This window comes from Sebaldella sp. S0638 (assembly GCF_024158605.1).
Taxonomy (GTDB): domain Bacteria; phylum Fusobacteriota; class Fusobacteriia; order Fusobacteriales; family Leptotrichiaceae; genus Sebaldella.
The window spans coordinates 1-17,024 of the sequence record NZ_JAMZGM010000079.1; the positions used below are offsets into that span (position 1 = coordinate 1).

Annotated in this window: 20 protein-coding genes; 4 read left to right on the forward strand and 16 right to left on the reverse strand. The window is 30.9% G+C overall.

What is annotated here, in order from left to right; translation table 11 throughout:
• Positions 1-32: 32 nt before the first annotated feature.
• The 7 genes from NK213_RS16260 to NK213_RS16290 form a co-directional block, all read right to left on the reverse strand.
• Entirely contained in the window at positions 33-899 is an 867-nt protein-coding gene (locus NK213_RS16260) for an AraC family transcriptional regulator (RefSeq protein ID WP_253351047.1), read from the reverse strand.
• 308 nt (positions 900-1,207) lie between these two features.
• Positions 1,208-2,113 carry an MBL fold metallo-hydrolase gene (locus NK213_RS16265; protein ID WP_253351049.1) on the reverse strand — a complete coding sequence of 302 codons (906 nt, stop codon included), beginning with the start codon at positions 2,111-2,113 and terminating at the stop codon, positions 1,208-1,210.
• A gap of 410 nt (positions 2,114-2,523) precedes the next feature.
• A complete protein-coding gene (gene yedE, locus NK213_RS16270; protein WP_253351050.1) occupies positions 2,524-3,612 on the reverse strand; it encodes a YedE family putative selenium transporter in 1,089 nt (362 codons plus the stop codon).
• An 89-nt stretch (positions 3,613-3,701) separates the two neighbouring features.
• Positions 3,702-4,520: a DUF169 domain-containing protein gene (locus NK213_RS16275; protein WP_253351053.1), complete on the reverse strand. Its 819-nt coding sequence runs from the start codon at positions 4,518-4,520 to the stop codon at positions 3,702-3,704.
• Positions 4,510-5,328, reverse strand: coding sequence for a MetQ/NlpA family ABC transporter substrate-binding protein (locus tag NK213_RS16280; protein WP_253351055.1), 819 nt, complete (start codon positions 5,326-5,328; stop codon positions 4,510-4,512). Before NK213_RS16280 ends, NK213_RS16275 begins: the two co-directional genes overlap by 11 nt.
• A gap of 10 nt (positions 5,329-5,338) precedes the next feature.
• Entirely contained in the window at positions 5,339-6,007 is a 669-nt protein-coding gene (locus NK213_RS16285; RefSeq protein WP_253351057.1) for a methionine ABC transporter permease, read from the reverse strand.
• Positions 6,004-6,993, reverse strand: a complete 990-nt coding sequence (locus NK213_RS16290) for a methionine ABC transporter ATP-binding protein (protein WP_253351064.1) — start codon at positions 6,991-6,993, stop codon at positions 6,004-6,006. The genes NK213_RS16285 and NK213_RS16290 overlap by 4 nt, the downstream gene beginning before the upstream one ends.
• Positions 6,994-7,277: 284 nt before the next feature.
• Here NK213_RS16290 and NK213_RS16295 point away from each other — a divergent pair, with 284 nt between their 5' ends.
• Positions 7,278-7,622, forward strand: coding sequence for a winged helix-turn-helix domain-containing protein (locus NK213_RS16295; RefSeq protein ID WP_253351066.1), 345 nt, complete (start codon positions 7,278-7,280; stop codon positions 7,620-7,622).
• Positions 7,623-7,773: 151 nt separating this feature from the next.
• On the opposite strand, the gene NK213_RS16300 is transcribed toward NK213_RS16295, so the two are convergent.
• The 3 genes from NK213_RS16300 to NK213_RS16310 form a co-directional block, all read right to left on the reverse strand.
• Positions 7,774-8,559 (reverse strand): MetQ/NlpA family ABC transporter substrate-binding protein, encoded by a 786-nt coding sequence (locus NK213_RS16300; protein WP_253351076.1) that lies wholly within the window; start codon positions 8,557-8,559, stop codon positions 7,774-7,776.
• 67 nt (positions 8,560-8,626) lie between these two features.
• Complete coding sequence (gene cysK / locus NK213_RS16305; RefSeq protein WP_256478802.1) at positions 8,627-9,550, reverse strand: cysteine synthase A; 924 nt, start codon at positions 9,548-9,550, stop codon at positions 8,627-8,629.
• A gap of 831 nt (positions 9,551-10,381) precedes the next feature.
• Complete coding sequence (locus NK213_RS16310) at positions 10,382-10,810, reverse strand: hypothetical protein (protein ID WP_253351078.1); 429 nt, start codon at positions 10,808-10,810, stop codon at positions 10,382-10,384.
• A 318-nt stretch (positions 10,811-11,128) separates the two neighbouring features.
• Between NK213_RS16310 and NK213_RS16315 the strand changes: the two genes are divergently transcribed.
• A complete protein-coding gene (locus NK213_RS16315) occupies positions 11,129-11,734 on the forward strand; it encodes a helix-turn-helix domain-containing protein (protein WP_253351080.1) in 606 nt (201 codons plus the stop codon).
• 17 nt (positions 11,735-11,751) lie between these two features.
• Here NK213_RS16315 and NK213_RS16320 read toward each other — a convergent pair whose 3' ends face one another.
• The 6 genes from NK213_RS16320 to NK213_RS16345 all read right to left on the reverse strand — a co-directional run bounded on the left by NK213_RS16320 (position 11,752) and on the right by NK213_RS16345 (position 16,100).
• Positions 11,752-11,931, reverse strand: a complete 180-nt coding sequence (locus NK213_RS16320) for a hypothetical protein (RefSeq protein ID WP_253351082.1) — start codon at positions 11,929-11,931, stop codon at positions 11,752-11,754.
• A 522-nt stretch (positions 11,932-12,453) separates the two neighbouring features.
• Positions 12,454-12,867: a DUF1801 domain-containing protein gene (locus tag NK213_RS16325; protein WP_253351083.1), complete on the reverse strand. Its 414-nt coding sequence runs from the start codon at positions 12,865-12,867 to the stop codon at positions 12,454-12,456.
• 754 nt (positions 12,868-13,621) lie between these two features.
• Positions 13,622-13,897: a hypothetical protein gene (locus tag NK213_RS16330; protein WP_253351085.1), complete on the reverse strand. Its 276-nt coding sequence runs from the start codon at positions 13,895-13,897 to the stop codon at positions 13,622-13,624.
• 241 nt (positions 13,898-14,138) lie between these two features.
• Positions 14,139-14,324 carry an AbrB/MazE/SpoVT family DNA-binding domain-containing protein gene (locus NK213_RS16335; RefSeq protein WP_253351087.1) on the reverse strand — a complete coding sequence of 62 codons (186 nt, stop codon included), beginning with the start codon at positions 14,322-14,324 and terminating at the stop codon, positions 14,139-14,141.
• A gap of 230 nt (positions 14,325-14,554) precedes the next feature.
• Complete coding sequence (gene dctP / locus NK213_RS16340; protein ID WP_253351089.1) at positions 14,555-15,658, reverse strand: TRAP transporter substrate-binding protein DctP; 1,104 nt, start codon at positions 15,656-15,658, stop codon at positions 14,555-14,557.
• Between the two features lie 106 nt (positions 15,659-15,764).
• On the reverse strand, positions 15,765-16,100 hold the full coding sequence (locus NK213_RS16345; protein WP_253351092.1) for a MerR family transcriptional regulator: 336 nt from the start codon (positions 16,098-16,100) through the stop codon (positions 15,765-15,767).
• 526 nt (positions 16,101-16,626) lie between these two features.
• Between NK213_RS16345 and NK213_RS20480 the strand changes: the two genes are divergently transcribed.
• Together NK213_RS20480 and NK213_RS20485 are read left to right on the forward strand one after the other, a co-directional pair.
• The gene (locus NK213_RS20480) at positions 16,627-16,755 is read left to right on the forward strand and encodes a hypothetical protein (RefSeq protein ID WP_256478803.1); all 129 of its coding nucleotides are present in this window, start codon (positions 16,627-16,629) and stop codon (positions 16,753-16,755) included.
• Between the two features lie 58 nt (positions 16,756-16,813).
• The gene (locus NK213_RS20485) at positions 16,814-16,942 is read left to right on the forward strand and encodes a hypothetical protein (RefSeq protein WP_256478804.1); all 129 of its coding nucleotides are present in this window, start codon (positions 16,814-16,816) and stop codon (positions 16,940-16,942) included.
• The last annotated feature ends 82 nt before the right edge of the window (positions 16,943-17,024 follow it).

The window sequence follows — 17,024 nt, forward strand, 5'->3', positions numbered from 1 at the left end:
TTTCATAATAAAGTCCTCCTGTTTTTAGTTTATCATAAAAAGATTTTTTTATTTACAGACTTTTTATCACAGGCTCCATTCAAAAGCATATAAAATGCTCTTTCCAGTTTTATACTTTTCAGATATTCATGTAAACCCATACCTGTTTCTGTTTTAAACTGTCTGCTTAATTCTGTCCTGCTTAAATAAAATTTTTTATGTATATCAGATAAAACCTGCGGATTCGCATAATTTTTTTCAATATATGATCTTACAAGTTCTACTTTGCTTTCTTCATAAAAATCAAACTTTAGTATCCTTTTAGTAAATTGCCGGACAATGGTTCCGAGTAATTCATTAACTTTTCCAAAAAAATAAAGCTTCCTTTCCCATTTTGAATCATATCTGTTAATCAAGTCAAAAATGTACAAAAGCCTTTCCTCCACATTGTCAATAACTGATTTATTTCTCCTGTTTTCTGAAAAATAGTTAATAAATCCTTGTATTTCCTGATCATCAGTAAAAGTTTCGAGATAGTTAATATTGACTATTATGATTAATTCCTCAATTTCGGTTTGTTTTTCCGCAAACGCAGTTTCTTTCTCCTTTGAATAACTTACCAATACTTCACCGGCTTTCAAGCTCAGTATTTCACCGTCATCATTTTTTACATTCAGTTTCCCTTTTTTCATATATCTTATTATAAAACAGTTCTCTAATTTTTCATTTATATTTTCTACAAAAGAGTCAGATAATGAATTGATTTTTATAATTTCGAGATTTTTATAGATAATTTGATGAGTCAGGGAGGTTTTCTGCGAGTCTTTCAAAATATAGTATTTGGTTTCTGTAGAATTAATTCTGATTTCTGATACTTTATTCTCCAGATCTCTCAAATATATATCACAGTTATTTTTCAAAAATTTCACATCCTTAAGGTAATTATTTTCTTCTTACTCATAGAAATATCATATAATTATAATTTTGTCAATATTATTAATTTATAAAAATAATTACTTCGTATATATTCCTTTTTATTATTTCTACAGCATAATTATTAATTATATTTTATCAAATAAAAACAGCAGAAGAACACTGCTGTTTACGTGATTTAATTAAAGCAAAACACTTTGCCTTTATTAATATACTATATAATATTTTATCTATATATACATTTTTTTAGTAAAAAATTGATATTTTTATATTTTTTTGCCAGTCATCTGACTGTCTAATCCAAAACTGAATAATAAACAGGTATCCAATGATATCCTCCTGCTCCGTTTTCTATAACATGACCTATTCCCGGAAACGGCAGATGGGAAGCACCGATTAATTTCTTATTCTTTACTGCCATTTTCAGTGCGGCTTTTCCTGTTTCCACTTCCTGCTCTATTATCTCTATATTTTCGTCATAATCAACAAATACAAGTGCTGTATCTCTGTTGGCGAACTGAATTTCATGATCATGAACAATATCTCCCCAGAATAATATACTGTCACCATTAGAAGATACTTCATATCCGGTATGCCCCGGTGTATGTCCCGGCAGTCCTATTGTCTTAATCCCGTCTATTTCTTCACCGGCTTTGAAACTCTTAACCTTATTGTTCCTGTTATACGGCTCTAAAGCATTAGTCAATAATTCGTGATGATTCTTTTCATCCAGCCAGAAATCCAGTTCCTCCTGATTTATATAAATATCGGCATTCGGATACATTAACTTTCCGTCTATTACCATCCCTCCAAGATGATCCTGATGTAAATGTGTAAGAAGTATTTTAGTTACATCTTCCGGTTTATATCCTGATAAAATTATATTTTCTCTGCTCAATCCCATGTACGGTCCTAACAGTCCGCCTTCACCGCCTCCGGCATCTATTAGAATCAAATCTTTTTTTGTATTTATAAGGTGTATGGTCAAAGGTAATTTTGTAAAAACTTTTCCATCTTCTGCAACAGTTTCTGCAAAACCTTTTTCCAGCTGTTCCCTGTTTTTCTCTTTTTCCTGCCTGCAATAGAGATCTGTGTCTATAAACATATAACCATCATAGATCGAAGTTATTTCAAAATCTCCAAGCATATATCTAAAATATCCCAGAACCTGTTTTTTTGGAAATTCAATTGTTTTTCCCATATAATTTTCTCCTTTTCAAAATAAATTTTTATATACAAATGTTTTTGTCGTTTAAAACACAAATTAAAAAAATAAACAGCAGATAAATGAGATACTTAGTAATTATTTCAACATCTTACTCTATATTTCTTTTACCGCTGTTATTTTTATTTTATTAACTATTGTGTTATTAAGGATTCCTTATTATACATAAATTAATATATTTTTGTCAATATTTTTTCCATTGAAACATATCAAAATCTAAAATAACCTGTTAAATAAAAAATTTATATTTTCTATAACTCTAACCGATAAAATAAAAATAAATCCTGTAAATAACTTCTGATTAATATATAAAAACAAAAGAGAAAACCAAAATCTGAGTTTTCTCTTTTTATATATTATTATTTCTAGATAAAATCTTAGGTTATTTACTTTCTGTTTCCTGCTTCCGGAGTTCGCTTTCTGCTGTAATAAACAGATATAACCAGCATAAATATCAAACCTGCTATCAGAGATATTTTCCCGTTGACCGGAACTGCTTTGGGCGAAGATACCCCGTCTATTCTATGCAAAAATCCTGCCCCTAAAAACATTCCTATTACAAAAAATACAGAATTCAAATTACCTTTTGCTGACTTTACCAGCTGCTGCAGCGGACATCCCTGCAATAAGGCTCCTATCCATCCCACAATAAATAATCCTAAAAAATTCCAAAGCTGAAATGTGTGTGCAGCGGGCTGATCTGCAAAACCTATATTCAGATTTTTGGATGCAAAATTCAGTATTATAAGGAAGATAACTATTGAAACAGGAAATAATATCTGTGGATTTTCCATTTTCCCTGTTAATAAATTTCTAAATCCGGAATTAAATCCCAGATCAAAATAATTTGTTAATACTCCTATCACAAGTCCCCCGATAAGAGCCAGAATAACCGGTGCATGCTGAGAGCCTATTCCTTTATCACTAAAAGATATAAAAGACGGTCTCAGAATCAAAAATAAAAATAACACGACAGATACAGCAGGAACAATATATGTATAATTTTTACTGTCAAAAGTTCTTTCTTTTTCAGGTAATGAAAATCCTTTTTTTATAAAGAATGTCCCCGCACCGATACCGGCAATCATTCCCAGCAGACCAATTACAGCATTCAAATCTCCCCCGCCGAGACGCACAAAAACCCTCACAGTACATCCGAGAAAAATAAGTACCCCTATCATTGTAAATACTCCTCCGAAAAAGTAAATTACCGGATATAAATGAACGCTGAATTTTTCTCTTATTAACAGTGATACTGCAAAGCTTCCCAGAATAATTCCGATTATTTCAGGTCTTATATACTGAAATGCTTTTGCATTATGCAGATTAAGAGCTCCTGAAGTATCTCTCACAAAACACCCCACACAAACTCCCATATTTTTAGGATTCCCTGCAGATGTCAAATAAAAAATAATCAAAGCAAAAATAATTCCTGTTACTGTGTATATCATATATTTTTTCGTTAATTGTTTCATTTTTCTTAAAACCTCCATTTTATTAGTTTAATACAATATTTTTTTAATAAAATTTCTTTTTTCCAATTAGAACCAATTCTCAAAATTTGCTATTTTTTAGAATTACTGCTTACAAATACTCCTGTATAGTAGTTTTTATTATACTCAATTTCAAAACCTAAATCTTTTCCTTTTAATTCCAGTTTTTCCTGAATTAACTTTTTATCACTGTTATTTTCCATTGGATTCACAGTCTGTATAAGTCCGTAGATAACATCCCCGATCTGCTGAAACGGAATCCCGGCTCCCAGTTCGTCCTTGCTCCATTGCGCCACACATCTTGTGCCGGAACATAACATTGATAAGTTTATTTCATTTCTTTCATAGACATAAGAAGTACATTCCTGACATATTGCCTGCATACCTGCCATTTTTATATTTTTCAGCTGACCCTTGCTGTATGCATGTGCCTGTACTACTCTCATTGCATTATAAGGACTTGTCACGAGAATTACAATATCAGGATTATATTCCCTGTAGTCCTCTAATGGTCTGATCTCTATACCGTAAACTGAATGTCCGCAATAAACCATATCTTTGGCTATATTTCTGCTGACAAGTACATTCTCATAAACCCCCATATCACTGTGCCTTTTTCCTGATCTGCTGTTTTCATCATTTTCCATCAGACCAAGTGCCCTTGCAGCTGCCAGACATGCAAAATTACCAAGGTGCAGTTTTATGCTTTTTCCTTCTGAAGCGCTTCTTACAGCTGTACAATACGGGACAGTCCCGTTCCTCTCCGCAGCAGCACTCTTTTCATAATCACTTTTATCAAATAAAAAACGTATTCCCACAGCTTTTCTCTTTAAATCCAACAGTATTTCCAGCCAGTCATTCGCTTCTCCGGCATTTATCCTAGTCTTCATATACAGTAAATACTCCTCCGAAATGTTCATTTATCACTTTTGTTGCCTCTTCTGATCTCAAAGATTCAGCCAAAGCCTTTGCCCAAGGAGCATTTTCATTTCCTTTTTTTACTACCAGTGCAATTGGATAATCCTTCGCATCCTGATCTCTGAATAAATACGCCGTACGATCTTTTCCGGCATTTCTCATATGTGTGAAAAATACAACAGCTCCATCCAGTTCTTCCAGACTTTTTACTGTCTGTGCCTGATCCATTTCTATAATTTCTATATTTTTAGGATTCTCTTTTATATCCAGAATTGTGTACTGACCACTTTTCGACTTATCCAAAGTTATCAATCCGGCATCTTCCAGCATTCTAAGTCCCTTATCCATGTTCATGGCATCATTCATAATAGAAATTCTTGCTTTTTGCGGTATTTCATCCAATGACTTATATTTCTGGGAATATAGACCGATACCAGTATAATATGTATACGGCTGAACCATTACCAGATCCCCGTTGTTTTCCTTATTAAACTTTTCCATAAATGGCTTATGCACTGCCATTGCAGCATCCACACTTCCGTCATTTACACTTTTTAATACTGAAACATTTGAATCGACCAAAATCAGCTTTTCTTTAAATCCTCTTTTTTGAAATTCATTCTCAGCTGCTTTTAATGATACTTCTGATATTTCTGTCACTGCCACGGTTACTTCTTTTTTGTCTTCCGCAGATTCCTGCTTTTTACTGCCGCATGCCAGTAATCCCAGCATCATAACCACAGTAATTATTATTTTTGATAAATAAAAATTTCTTTTCATAAATAATCTCCTATTTTAATTTTTTATATAATAAGCTTCCTGTCCCTTGAATTAAAAAAACCAAAATACACAATATGAATACTATTGTATACATCACAGCATCGTCAAAATGCTGATAACCATATGTCAAAGCCACGGCCCCCAGTCCTCCTGCTCCCACTGCACCAGCTAAAGTTATAGAACCTAAAAATAAAATCGTTGTTGTTGTCAATCCTGAAATAACAGAAGGGAGAGCTTCGACAAACAAAACTTTAAATACAATCTGCATTGTACTTGCACCAAAAGACTTTGCGGCAATTATAAGATTTCTGTCCACTTCATCAAAACTGCTCTGTATAAGTCTCGCAATAACAGGTGTCGCTGCTATGCTCAATGGAACAATAGCTGCCTGTTCTCCTATTGATGTCCCCGCTATAAGCTTAGTCAGCGGGGTAATTGCTACTATTAATATAATAACCGGAAAAGCTCTTATTGTATTTACCAAAAAGCTGACAGCATTATATATTTTTTTATTTTCTTTCAAATCACTTGAACCTGTTACTGTTAGTATAATTCCAATTACCGTACCTAATATAAGCGAAATAAGCATAGAAAACAACAACATTCTCAAGGTTGCAAATAAAGCCGGTACGATAATCTTGGGAATATATTCCAATAATCTTGTTGATGAAAAATTCATGATTTATCACCTTCTATGTCAAATATTTCACTAAATATAATTTTCTTTTCCAGCAGATAATCTGTAACAATTGTTTTTTCCGGTGTTTTAAAAGAAATAAAAATATTACCTGTTGTCTTATCATTGTAATTATCAATATCTGCGGATAAAATGGAAAATTCCGTTTTCAGATCCCGGGAGATATCAGACAGAATAACAGTGTCTTTTTGTGAAGTAAAACTTATTTTCAAAACTGTTTTATCTTCTGATAACTGTATTTTTTTTCTGCCTGTTACATTTTGCAGCGATACGGGATTTTCAAGAAATATTTCCTGTGTGTACCCGGACACTTTGATTTCCCCGTTTTCTATTATTGACATTTTATCACAGACTGATTTTATTACTTCCATTTCATGAGTAACAATAATAATAGTAATATTCAGTTTTCTGTTTATTTCTTTTAAAAGCTCCAGAATCGACTTTGTAGTATTCGGATCCAAAGCTGATGTTGCCTCATCGCACAGTAAAATTTTTGGTGACAATGACAAAGCACGTGCTATGGCAACTCTTTGTTTCTGTCCGCCGCTGATCTGAGAAGGTTTTTTTTCGGAAATATGGCTTATTCCTACGAATTCCATTAGTTCCTTTACTCTTTCTCTGGTTTTTTCCCTGTCCTCTTTCCAGCACTTCATTGGCAAAGCTATATTTTCATATACTGTTTTACGTTCCAGCAGTGCAAAATTCTGAAAAATCATTCCTATTCTTTTTTTTATTTTTCTGCTTTTTATACTGTCGTCATAATAGATCATCTCATTATCAATGGATATTTCTCCGCTGTCGAATTTTTCTATTCCGTTTATACACCTTAGCAATGTTGACTTGCCGGAACCGCTTAGACCTATGAGGCCGTATATTTCTCCCGGCTTTACCGACATATTTATTTCATTCAGAATTATCTGTTTATTATGTGATTTCGTTACATTTTGTACATTAATTATTTTAGCCATCCTCCTTTAGCTTTAGTCCTGTGCGGACTCTTTATCCAAGATTTCTGCTTCTGATTTTATTAAACAGACCCTTAAAGGATACCATAAGTTTTTCATTTTTCAAACAGCTTTTTCAAGATTTTTTTCTAACATAATACTTTATTTTATTAAATTTTTCGTTATGCTTTTTTTACATAACACTTTATTATATCCCATATTATTATTTAGTCAATAAATTATTTTTCATCTTTAAAATTATTTAGTTTTTTGGTATTATAATATAATAACTGTTTGTGAGGTAGAGTATGAATAATAATGATTATTATGATATTGATATAAGAATAAGAATTAAGATAGATGACATCATCACTTATGGAAGCGGTATTTCCGAATTACTTCAGAAAATCGACCAGCTTGGTTCCATTAATAAGGCAGCTAAAAGTATAGGAATGAATTATAAAAAAGCTCTCAGTATTATCAAAAGAGCGGAATCAAAGCTGGAAAAACAGCTGATCGAAAAGTCTATCGGCGGAAATATGGGCGGCGGCTCTAAGCTGACTCCGTCAGGAAGAGAGTTTGTTTATCAGTTTAATGCTATGGAAAAGGAAGTCAAAGAATATACTCTTACACTTATGAAGAAATATTTTTGACTTCCAATTCCACAGCTGTCAAAGATTACTAAATAAATACCAAGTAAAAAACAGGGATTTTTTCCCTGTTTAATTAGTTTTATACGATTCCGGAATTTGGAATTACTGTTTCTGTATTGGAAATTTTCTGCACAGCTGCATATGCTTCCGGCTAAAAAGCCGGAATAACCGCACCTTTGTAATTCTCCTCTATAAATTTTCTCACTTTCTCACTTTGCAGAGCTTTGATTAATTTCTGCACAACTTCACTATTTTCATTACCGCTCAGAACGACCAGCACATTAGCATAAGGAGAATCTTTATCCTCCACCAGAACAGCATCATCAGCTATTGTAAGATTATTTTTCATAGCGAAGTTTCCGTTTATAACAGCTCCTTCTACTTCATTTATTCTGGGTGCTATCTGCTCTGCCGCCATTGGTATTATTTTCAATTTTTTAGGATTTTCTAAAATATCTTCCGGCGTAGAATCTAATTTTTTGTTGTCTTTTAGTTTTATAATTCCGTTTTTATCCAGCAGCAAAAGTGCTCTTCCCTGATTTGTAGCATTGTTTGGTATCAAAATTTCCCCGCCCTCAGTAAGCTCTTCAATATTTTTTATTTTTTTGGAATAAAGTGCCAGCGGCTCCACATGTATTTTGGCCGCTGATACAAGTTTGGAATTATATTTTCTGTTAAAGTCATCCATATACGGAACATGCTGGATAAAATTAGCATCCAGTCCCTTACTTACGACTTCCTGATTTGGCAGTACAGCATCTTCAAAAGATATTATTTCCAGCTTTATCCCCTCTGACTCTAATTCTTCAGCGGCTATTTTCAGAATTTCCGAGTGCGGTATCGGGGATGCCCCTACTCTTAAAGTTATTTCTTTTTCTTTTTTTACACAGGAAAAAATTAAACCTGATACTAATAGTAAAAGTAATATTTTTTTCATTTTTTACCTCTCCTCTGAATTTATTTAATTCCCCGCCTTTACAGCAGTTATTTCTTCATCATAAGTTTTATCCTTCATTATTACCATATATATTCAGCGAAAGATACTTTTCTCCGCTGTCAGGTGAAATTGTCACTACTTTTTTACCGCTTCCTAGTTTTTTAGCAACTTCGTATGCGGCTGCAACATTAGCCCCTGACGAAACACCCAGAAGCAGACCGCTCTTTTCTGACAAGAGACGGCATATTTCAAATGCTCTTTCTGTTGAGATTTTTATTACTTCATCTACCACAGACAGATCAAGATTATTTGGAATAAATCCCGCTCCAATTCCCTGAATTTTATGCGGTCCCGGATTTCCCCCGGAGATAACAGGAGATTCTTCAGGCTCTACTGCAAATACTTTAATTTCTGAATTAAATTCCTTAATTTTTTTCCCGACTCCTGATATAGTACCGCCTGTTCCCACTCCTGCCACAAAAGCATCTAAATCCGGTAAATCCCTTATTATTTCTTCACCTGTAGTTTCATAATGTTTCAAAGGATTTGCAGGATTATTAAATTGCTGCGGCATAAAGAAATCCGGATTTTCTTTAAGTATTTCATCAGCTTTTTCTATAGCGCCTTTCATTCCTTTTTTTCCGTCTGTAAGTATAAGTTTCGCTCCATAAGCCGCAATAATATTTCTACGTTCCACACTCATTGTTTCGGGCATTACCAGAATTATGTCATAGCCTTTCAGCCTTGCAATAAGAGCCAGAGAAATCCCCGTATTCCCGCTTGTCGGTTCTACTATTGTACCTCCCGGCTTTAGTTTACCAGCTTTTTCAGCTGCTTCAATCATACCAAATGCTGCCCTGTCTTTTACACTGCTTCCCAAATTGTACCCTTCCAGCTTTACATAAATATCCGCTGTATCTCCTCCAAATATATTATTAAGTTTTATAACCGGTGTATTCCCTATTAAATCAATTAAATTTTCATAAACCATAATCTATCTCCTTAGTATTAAATTTTTCAGACTGTCCGCCTGTTTTCTTCTTTCTCTTATTGAATTTTACTGTAAAAATGCTTCAAGGTTTTCTCCTGCCTCTTTTACGACTGTTACTTCTTATCTCCAAAAACAACATATCCTGTACCTCCCGATGATTTTTTTATATCTTATTATTATTTTAACATTTTTTATTTGTATAAACAAATATTTTGTTAGAATTCCAATTTTCCTATATAATCATACCTTATAAAATAAAAAAACTGGACATCTGCCCAGACTATAATGAACTTAGTGCTTCTGACACAGACTTTTTCAGATTCAAAACCGTAAAAAGAGTCTGTAATAATTTTCCACAAACCCTGTCATCAACACATACACATCATTAAATTCTTTTTATCTATAATATAAACTGCATTCATTTTTTTAACAACTCCTAAAATTTTATAGGCTTATTATATAACTTATTTATTCATATGTAAAATTTATTATAATTATTTTTTGCATATATATAACAAATGCTTTGAAAATAATACCGGTATTTTCTTATCCGATTCTTATCATCTCTTACACTATCGATAATTTTTATTTATTTCATATTTTCTCCTGATATTTATACATAAAAAAAGAGGTCATTTATAACAACCTCTTCTGATCTTCTATGTTTATTTTGCTGAACTCTTTATTAAATTATTTAAAAACGGATCAAAAACTTGAATTCCACGTTTTTTAATTTTTCAATTTCCTGTAATTCCAAAATCATATACTCTGAAATCTCTTACCTTCAATTATTATTACTTTCTACACCTTGTATTCCTTCAGTTTCGTTGCTTAATTCGGCTGCAGCTGTTCAAATATAAAGCTTTTTATCCAAATACATATTTTCTGGCATTTTTCTACATCTATTAATTCCAGCCAGTCTTTTATTGTCAAAAGGTTTTCTCTTAATTCGGCTTTTTTATCTGATAACTTCATCCCGAACTGTTCTGCCAGTGATATCTTCATTGCTTCTGTTGATATATCATCTAATTCTTCATAAATTTTTTCCTCAATTATCGAAAATACATAATTCTCTACTGATTCTGTCAGCCTTGTGCTTTCCTGACTGCTCAGCTTATATTTTCTGGTAATATCACCTATATTTCTTGCCGTTAAATCTAACATTCTTTTTACTAAAGCGTTACTTAAAACTTCTTTTCTGTTCCATAACTTCAATACATCTTTTTTTACGTCCATCAAAGCTTTTTGTTCGTTTGTCATTGTAATCACTTCCATTCTCATATATATTGATTTCATAAACTGTTTTCAAACATGTTAATATATAAAAGATTTTTAATAATTAAATTTATACAACGTTTCCTGCTTAATACTACAAAGGTCTCCTTTTTCCCATTTTACACCCTTCATAAATATTTGTCAACAACATTACAACGTTTTTTATTTTAGTTGTAATATGCCATACACTTTTATATATTAAATTTTTTTCTTCTATTTTTTTATTTTTATAAAATTTTGTATTTTCTTTCTTTTAAGGTTATAATAAAAATATCATATTAATATACAAGGAGTGTTTTATATATGAAGATCGAGACGGAAAAACTAAAAAAACTTGGTAAAACTTTAAAAGAACTCCGAATACAAAATAATCTTTCTTTTAGAGATGTTGATAAACTTACCGGCATTGATATTTCCACAATAAGCCGGCTGGAAGAAGCCAAAGGATACAGAATTAATGCCCTGATCCTAAATAAACTTGCCAAAGCATATAATGTTAATCCTGTTTCACTCCTGAAAATTATAGATTATGTCAATGAAGACGACATAAATCAATACCTTAATATCACTAAAAGTGAAACCAGTTCCATAAATAACAATGAGATAGAAATCCTGAATGAAAATAACAGCTCGTATTTTCCGAAAAAATTCATAAAACTTCCGGATTTTCCGGAATGCAAAGCTGTTAAAATCAATAACCGGATTTTCCTTTATGATGATGCTTTCCCCGACAATAATGACCTCGGTATTTTTTATATTGATAATAAAATCATTGTTGCTTTCTATTATTGTTTAGATGATACCATCACTCTCAAAGATTTTTTTACTGACTTTGTTTCTATGACAAAGAAAGGTTCACTTTCAATATTTGGAAAAATTAAGGGTATTGTGGATCTTTTTCATCAATAAACTAAAGTACGATTTTTCTATTTGTCATGCATCAGACACGCTAAATACCCTTTTTTAAAGTATTTATATTTAATTTTTTCCAGTTCTCTTACGAGATCGTCTTCTTTTAATTCAAATATTTCTTTATTGCTTGCTTCAATTGTTTCCAGCAAATCATACAACTCTCTTATTTCTCTTTCTAAATGCGATTGCTTCATGTGTTTTTTCATTTCCTAATTTATATAAAAGGTTAATACCTATTATAACAGTCCTTTAAATTAAAAAACATTACCTCCTTTCTTTATTAATTTACTATACAATTTTAATATTTTTATCTTAGTATTTATTTTATATTTCATTATATTTGTATATGAAAATTTATAGAATAGGTATATAATAAAAAAAGCTGTATTAAAATACCTTTTTTGACATTTAAAATCAGGAAATATTACATTTCTAATGACTTTACAATATTTTCTTCCAAAAAGATATTTTAATACAGCTTTTTTGCTGTTAATTGACAAGATATAGTCCAAAGAATACTGGATTTTTGATATTATCCTGTTTTCTCAGATTTATTTTTCTTTTATTTCCGCAAATTTTATATTGTCTCCTAATAAGGAGCTCCTGATATAAATAATGATATTTTATTTTTTAATATAATTTCAGTTTCATATTTTACATTATTATTTTATTGTCTTAATTTATATTTTTTTATCATTCTTTTAAAATATGTTTATCTAATCGAGTTTATTAAGACGCTTTTTTATTTTATGATATGATAAAGCCATTTCAAGACATGCAGCAATTTCATCTGTGGAAATTTCTTCATATACATTAAGTACAATTGCCCTGTTCTTTGAATATGTGAATAAGTCGCCAAATAAAATTTTAAAATTTTCTACAAGAGTAGTGCGGCAGTTAAAAAATATTCCAATATGGTCTTTATCAAAGGTGTCCAGTCTGATAGGAGTTCCGTATTTCGCGGCATATGACGGCTGATTCCATTTTAATTCTTCTGTTATGCTATTCTCACCATACATTTTTTCTGATATTTCAAAAATCATTTCTCTTATTTTTAGTAATATTGTTTTGTATTTTTCATCATAATTTTCATATATACTCAAGACATCAGGATTTTTTATTGGTCTCATATTATCTCCTTTTTATTTTATATTATACTATATAATATGACATATACCCGTCATATTCAAATAAATTTTTGAGATTATATCTGAAAGCGCTTATCCTTATAGCGGGGATTTGCAGTTATATACGAAACCTCTTTATATACGACTCTGTAAAATTTAAAGATTCTTTTTATAATTTTTCGGAGTCTGTTCTTTTGCTGATTATCATAATAAAATTCCCAATATGAAACTTGCAGCTAGAATATATAAAGCTATTATTTTTACTGCTGCACACATTTTACATATGAAAAAAACACATTGCAAAATATATAATGTACTTCTTTTTATTTTTCTAATCATATTTTCCCCTTTCGCCAGATTTTTATATTTTATTTAAACTTTTCTTTTTGTACTGATTTATAAGTGATGGAACTTTTTCAAAATATTCGCGTTTTTATAATTATGCGAATATTATTTCACTCTATAAGCTTTTATTTAATGTATAATATAATTTTATAAAATAATATAATATTAGAATTAATATTGACTTTATATATTATTTTTATTATAATATTTACAGTATTTAGAATCGTATAATTATAATAAAACGAATTGATTATAAAATAAAAAAAGATTAATATATTGTTTTTAATTACTTTTTCTTTTATATACCTGATTTCTTATTTGGTATGTTTATGAGTAATACTTTGACAGATTTGGAAGATAATATTCACATAAAAAAATCAGGGTGCTTTTCTCCCTGATTTTTCATTAACTGCTATTTATTTTCTGTCCAGTTTAGATTTACTGTGTCTTTTATTGCTTTCGATATGATTCCATATTCAAAGTAGGTATATTTTATGTCACTGTACAAACTGCTTATTAAATAAATTAAATTAGAAATTTCATTTTTTAAGTTTGGATTTTTTTCTTCCAGCTTTTCTAATTCTTCATATACTTTTTCTTCTCTTTTATTTATCTCCCCCTTTCCCTTATCGTTGGAATGTAACTCCTCAATGAATTGAAATATCAGATTTTTTTGCTCTAATTTCATTTTTCCCCTCCTGTTAGTTTTAGTTTATTTATATTTTTTACATAAACCTAATTTAGTTATTTTACTTTAAAGTTATATTTTATTATCAATTATCACGGTTAGTGAGTTAGATAAAAAAATATAATTTATAGTTTTCTCACTAAGGTATCGTTTTACACATTTTTCTGCTGTACAGCAAGTAAAAATCTTTTTTTATTTTCACGGTCAGTGATAAACTCATAAAAAAATATATAGATGTATACTATATTTTTTCAATTATAATTTTTTTCTCAGAAGAGTCATAAACTATCTTTACTTTTCGCTTATCATAACTAATCCCCATATCTCTCAGCCATTTTGCAGGAAGTGAAATTCTGAAGTTATCTGCTCCTCTTCCGTCCTTGCTTATGTTAATTAGTCTTTCTCTAGTTTCCGTGTTATTTTTCATTTTAATAGTCCTTTTTTCTTATATTTAAAATCTTACTACAAATCACGGTTAGTGTCAATTGGTTTTTATTAATTTTTATAATATAAATTCTCTTTTAAAGTATTCCACAAACAATATAAATAAACTACAATCTGTAAATTCTCTCTCACCGCATATTATAAAAGAAAGGAATCCCAAAAGATCCCTTTCTCCATTATTCTAAATATTAAACAAAACCCCATTTAATATACTTATTTCATACTATCATTCAAAATAACACGAACCTTCTCCAAAGTAGAAGCAACATTCTCTACTCCTTTGCCTTCCTGCTCTTTTACCCAGGCATTCTGTACTTCCTGGTATTTTGTATCAGTTTCCCACTGTTTCAGCTCACTGGCTCTTAATGTCCGTATTTTAGCTCCGCCCTTTCTCATATCCTTTATCTGCTTATCAAAACTGCTGTCCATAACAGAACCTAAACTTTTGTACGAAATTTCCGCAGCACGCTGAATTGCTTTTTTATCCTCTTCTGCCAGACTATCCCAGGTTTTCTTATTCATCACGAGAAGATAAACATGCCCCATCCAGAGTTTTTCAGAGAATAGTATATTAGGAGCAACTTTATCAACAGAAAGCTGATCGCCCCCGTCTATATTAACCATAAGCCCGTCCAGCGAACCATCTTCTAATGCTGTGAAAATCCCGTCATTCCAAGGCATAGTAACAGGTGTAGCCCCGACATTTTGAAGAAAATCCTTATGCCAAAAACTTGCCGACCGCCACTTCTCTCCCTTAATGTCCTTTAGATTATTCAATGGTTTTGTACTAAAGAACGCCACCGGATAACCTGTACTAATAAATATAGTAACTACATTTTCTTTCTCTAATTCCGCAGAAAAAGCCGGAACCTCTGCATATATACGGCGAAAAAATGCAACCTGTTTATCACTTGTGGGGCCAACAGGAAAACTTTTGAACATCTGATGCAGCGGCAGCTCATTGGCAGAGTATTCAGGCACTACAATACCTATATCTGCGGTACCGTCCTTCCCGATTGCCTGCAGTGCCTTGTACCCGTCTGTAACTTTACTGTCCCAGTTATCCTCTATTTTTATACGGCCGTTTGATTCTTTTTCAACATTTGCCAAAAAAACATCTTTAATAAACTGGGTACGCATTCTGCCCAGCGGCTCGTGATCAGTATATCTGAGAGTTATTTCCGCTAATCCTGCAGCAGGAAGAAATAATACGGCAAATATTACCATTAATAATCTCTTGCCTGAATCTGCACACTGTCTTGAATACTTACTACAAAACCTGAATAACTTCCTCTCTTTTTCATTGTAATTTTTCATGTTACCTCCTTATAAATTTTATTTGAATTTATTTGTTGAAATATTCTGAATTTTAATAAAATCCGGGTGTTTCGCATAAAATGATTTTCTTTTCTACATAAAGTTATTACTTTTTATAATTATTATCATCACTCATTAATTCTGAAAAAGTTTTGAAAAATGTTTCTATATTCTTTTCAACTTTAACAGCTGCGGCATCCAGTGTGTATCCTTCGTCTACCAGTTCCTTTATCATTAAAATTTTCTTTATATTGAGATAATTGTACTTTCTTGTTTCTCCATCAGAACCTTTTACTGAATCAATAATTCCTTTTTCTTCCCAGTAACGCAGCTTTCTGGTAGGAACTCCTGTAATATCCGAAACTTCCCCTATGCCTACAATAAGTTTTCTTAATAATTCTGAATCAATCAAAACTTCTTTTTCTAATTTTTCATTTTTCATAGATACTCTCCTCCTGAAATTTAATTCCACAACATATTATGTAAATATTCTACAATAAAAGAAAAAAATATACAAACTTTTTTTATTTTTTTTTCTAATTTTTTTTTTGAACATTGACATATATAGTTTGAATTCTAATATTCAAATTATAATAATACATTTTATATTGGTAGAGAATATGCTTACTATACAACATTTTTTGAAACTAATTTACATAACAAGAAAAAAATATACAATTTTTTCTTGACATTATTTTGTAATTAAGTTACAATATTTTTACTTAAACGTCATGAAGTGGAATATAACTAGTAGTATCAATTAAATAGCTGCAATAAATAATTTATTTTTCCATATTTTTTGTAACTAAATTACATAGTAAGAAAAAAAATTACAAATTATTCTTGACTTTTTCTCGGAACTAAGTTACAATGTTTTTACTTAAAGGACATCAATTGGAGTTTAAGCAGTAAGATTAAATCAAATCGGATAATTTATATCAAACAACTATACCTAAGGAGGTTCAATCATGAAAAAAACAATACTTATACTTACATTAGCTGTGGTTACATCGTACACTGCTCTGGCTGATGCAGTTACATATGATTCATCTAAAGAGATCATCAACAGAATTCAGTTGGAAATGAAACATAAATAAACTTTCAAAACAAAACATGCTAAACATTAAATAAAATAATACCTAAGGAGGTTCGGCCATGAAAAAAACAATACTTATACTGACTTTAGCAATTGCTACATCATATACAGCCCTAGCTGATGCAGTTACATATGATTCATCTAAAGAAATTATCGACAGAATTCAGTTGGAAATGAGACATAAATAAATTTCTGAAATAAAAATATATATACTAAATTTAAATAAAACAATAACTATGGAGGTTTAATCATGAAAAAAACAATATTAAT

Coding starts and splice junctions, on each gene's coding strand:
- NK213_RS16265 (WP_253351049.1), bottom strand. CDS start 2,113: ATGGGAAAAACAATTGAATTTCCAAAAAAACAGGTTCTGGGATATTTT.
- yedE (WP_253351050.1), bottom strand. CDS start 3,612: ATGAAACAATTAACGAAAAAATATATGATATACACAGTAACAGGAATT.
- NK213_RS16275 (WP_253351053.1), bottom strand. CDS start 4,520: ATGAAGACTAGGATAAATGCCGGAGAAGCGAATGACTGGCTGGAAATA.
- NK213_RS16280 (WP_253351055.1), bottom strand. CDS start 5,328: ATGAAAAGAAATTTTTATTTATCAAAAATAATAATTACTGTGGTTATG.
- NK213_RS16285 (WP_253351057.1), bottom strand. CDS start 6,007: ATGAATTTTTCATCAACAAGATTATTGGAATATATTCCCAAGATTATC.
- NK213_RS16290 (WP_253351064.1), bottom strand. CDS start 6,993: ATGGCTAAAATAATTAATGTACAAAATGTAACGAAATCACATAATAAA.
- NK213_RS16295 (WP_253351066.1), top strand. CDS start 7,278: ATGAATAATAATGATTATTATGATATTGATATAAGAATAAGAATTAAG.
- NK213_RS16300 (WP_253351076.1), bottom strand. CDS start 8,559: ATGAAAAAAATATTACTTTTACTATTAGTATCAGGTTTAATTTTTTCC.
- cysK (WP_256478802.1), bottom strand. CDS start 9,550: ATGGTTTATGAAAATTTAATTGATTTAATAGGGAATACACCGGTTATA.
- NK213_RS16310 (WP_253351078.1), bottom strand. CDS start 10,810: ATGACAAACGAACAAAAAGCTTTGATGGACGTAAAAAAAGATGTATTG.
- NK213_RS16315 (WP_253351080.1), top strand. CDS start 11,129: ATGAAGATCGAGACGGAAAAACTAAAAAAACTTGGTAAAACTTTAAAA.
- NK213_RS16320 (WP_253351082.1), bottom strand. CDS start 11,931: ATGAAGCAATCGCATTTAGAAAGAGAAATAAGAGAGTTGTATGATTTG.
- NK213_RS16325 (WP_253351083.1), bottom strand. CDS start 12,867: ATGAGACCAATAAAAAATCCTGATGTCTTGAGTATATATGAAAATTAT.
- NK213_RS16330 (WP_253351085.1), bottom strand. CDS start 13,897: ATGAAATTAGAGCAAAAAAATCTGATATTTCAATTCATTGAGGAGTTA.
- NK213_RS16335 (WP_253351087.1), bottom strand. CDS start 14,324: ATGAAAAATAACACGGAAACTAGAGAAAGACTAATTAACATAAGCAAG.
- dctP (WP_253351089.1), bottom strand. CDS start 15,658: ATGAAAAATTACAATGAAAAAGAGAGGAAGTTATTCAGGTTTTGTAGT.
- NK213_RS16345 (WP_253351092.1), bottom strand. CDS start 16,100: ATGAAAAATGAAAAATTAGAAAAAGAAGTTTTGATTGATTCAGAATTA.
- NK213_RS20480 (WP_256478803.1), top strand. CDS start 16,627: ATGAAAAAAACAATACTTATACTTACATTAGCTGTGGTTACATCGTAC.
- NK213_RS20485 (WP_256478804.1), top strand. CDS start 16,814: ATGAAAAAAACAATACTTATACTGACTTTAGCAATTGCTACATCATAT.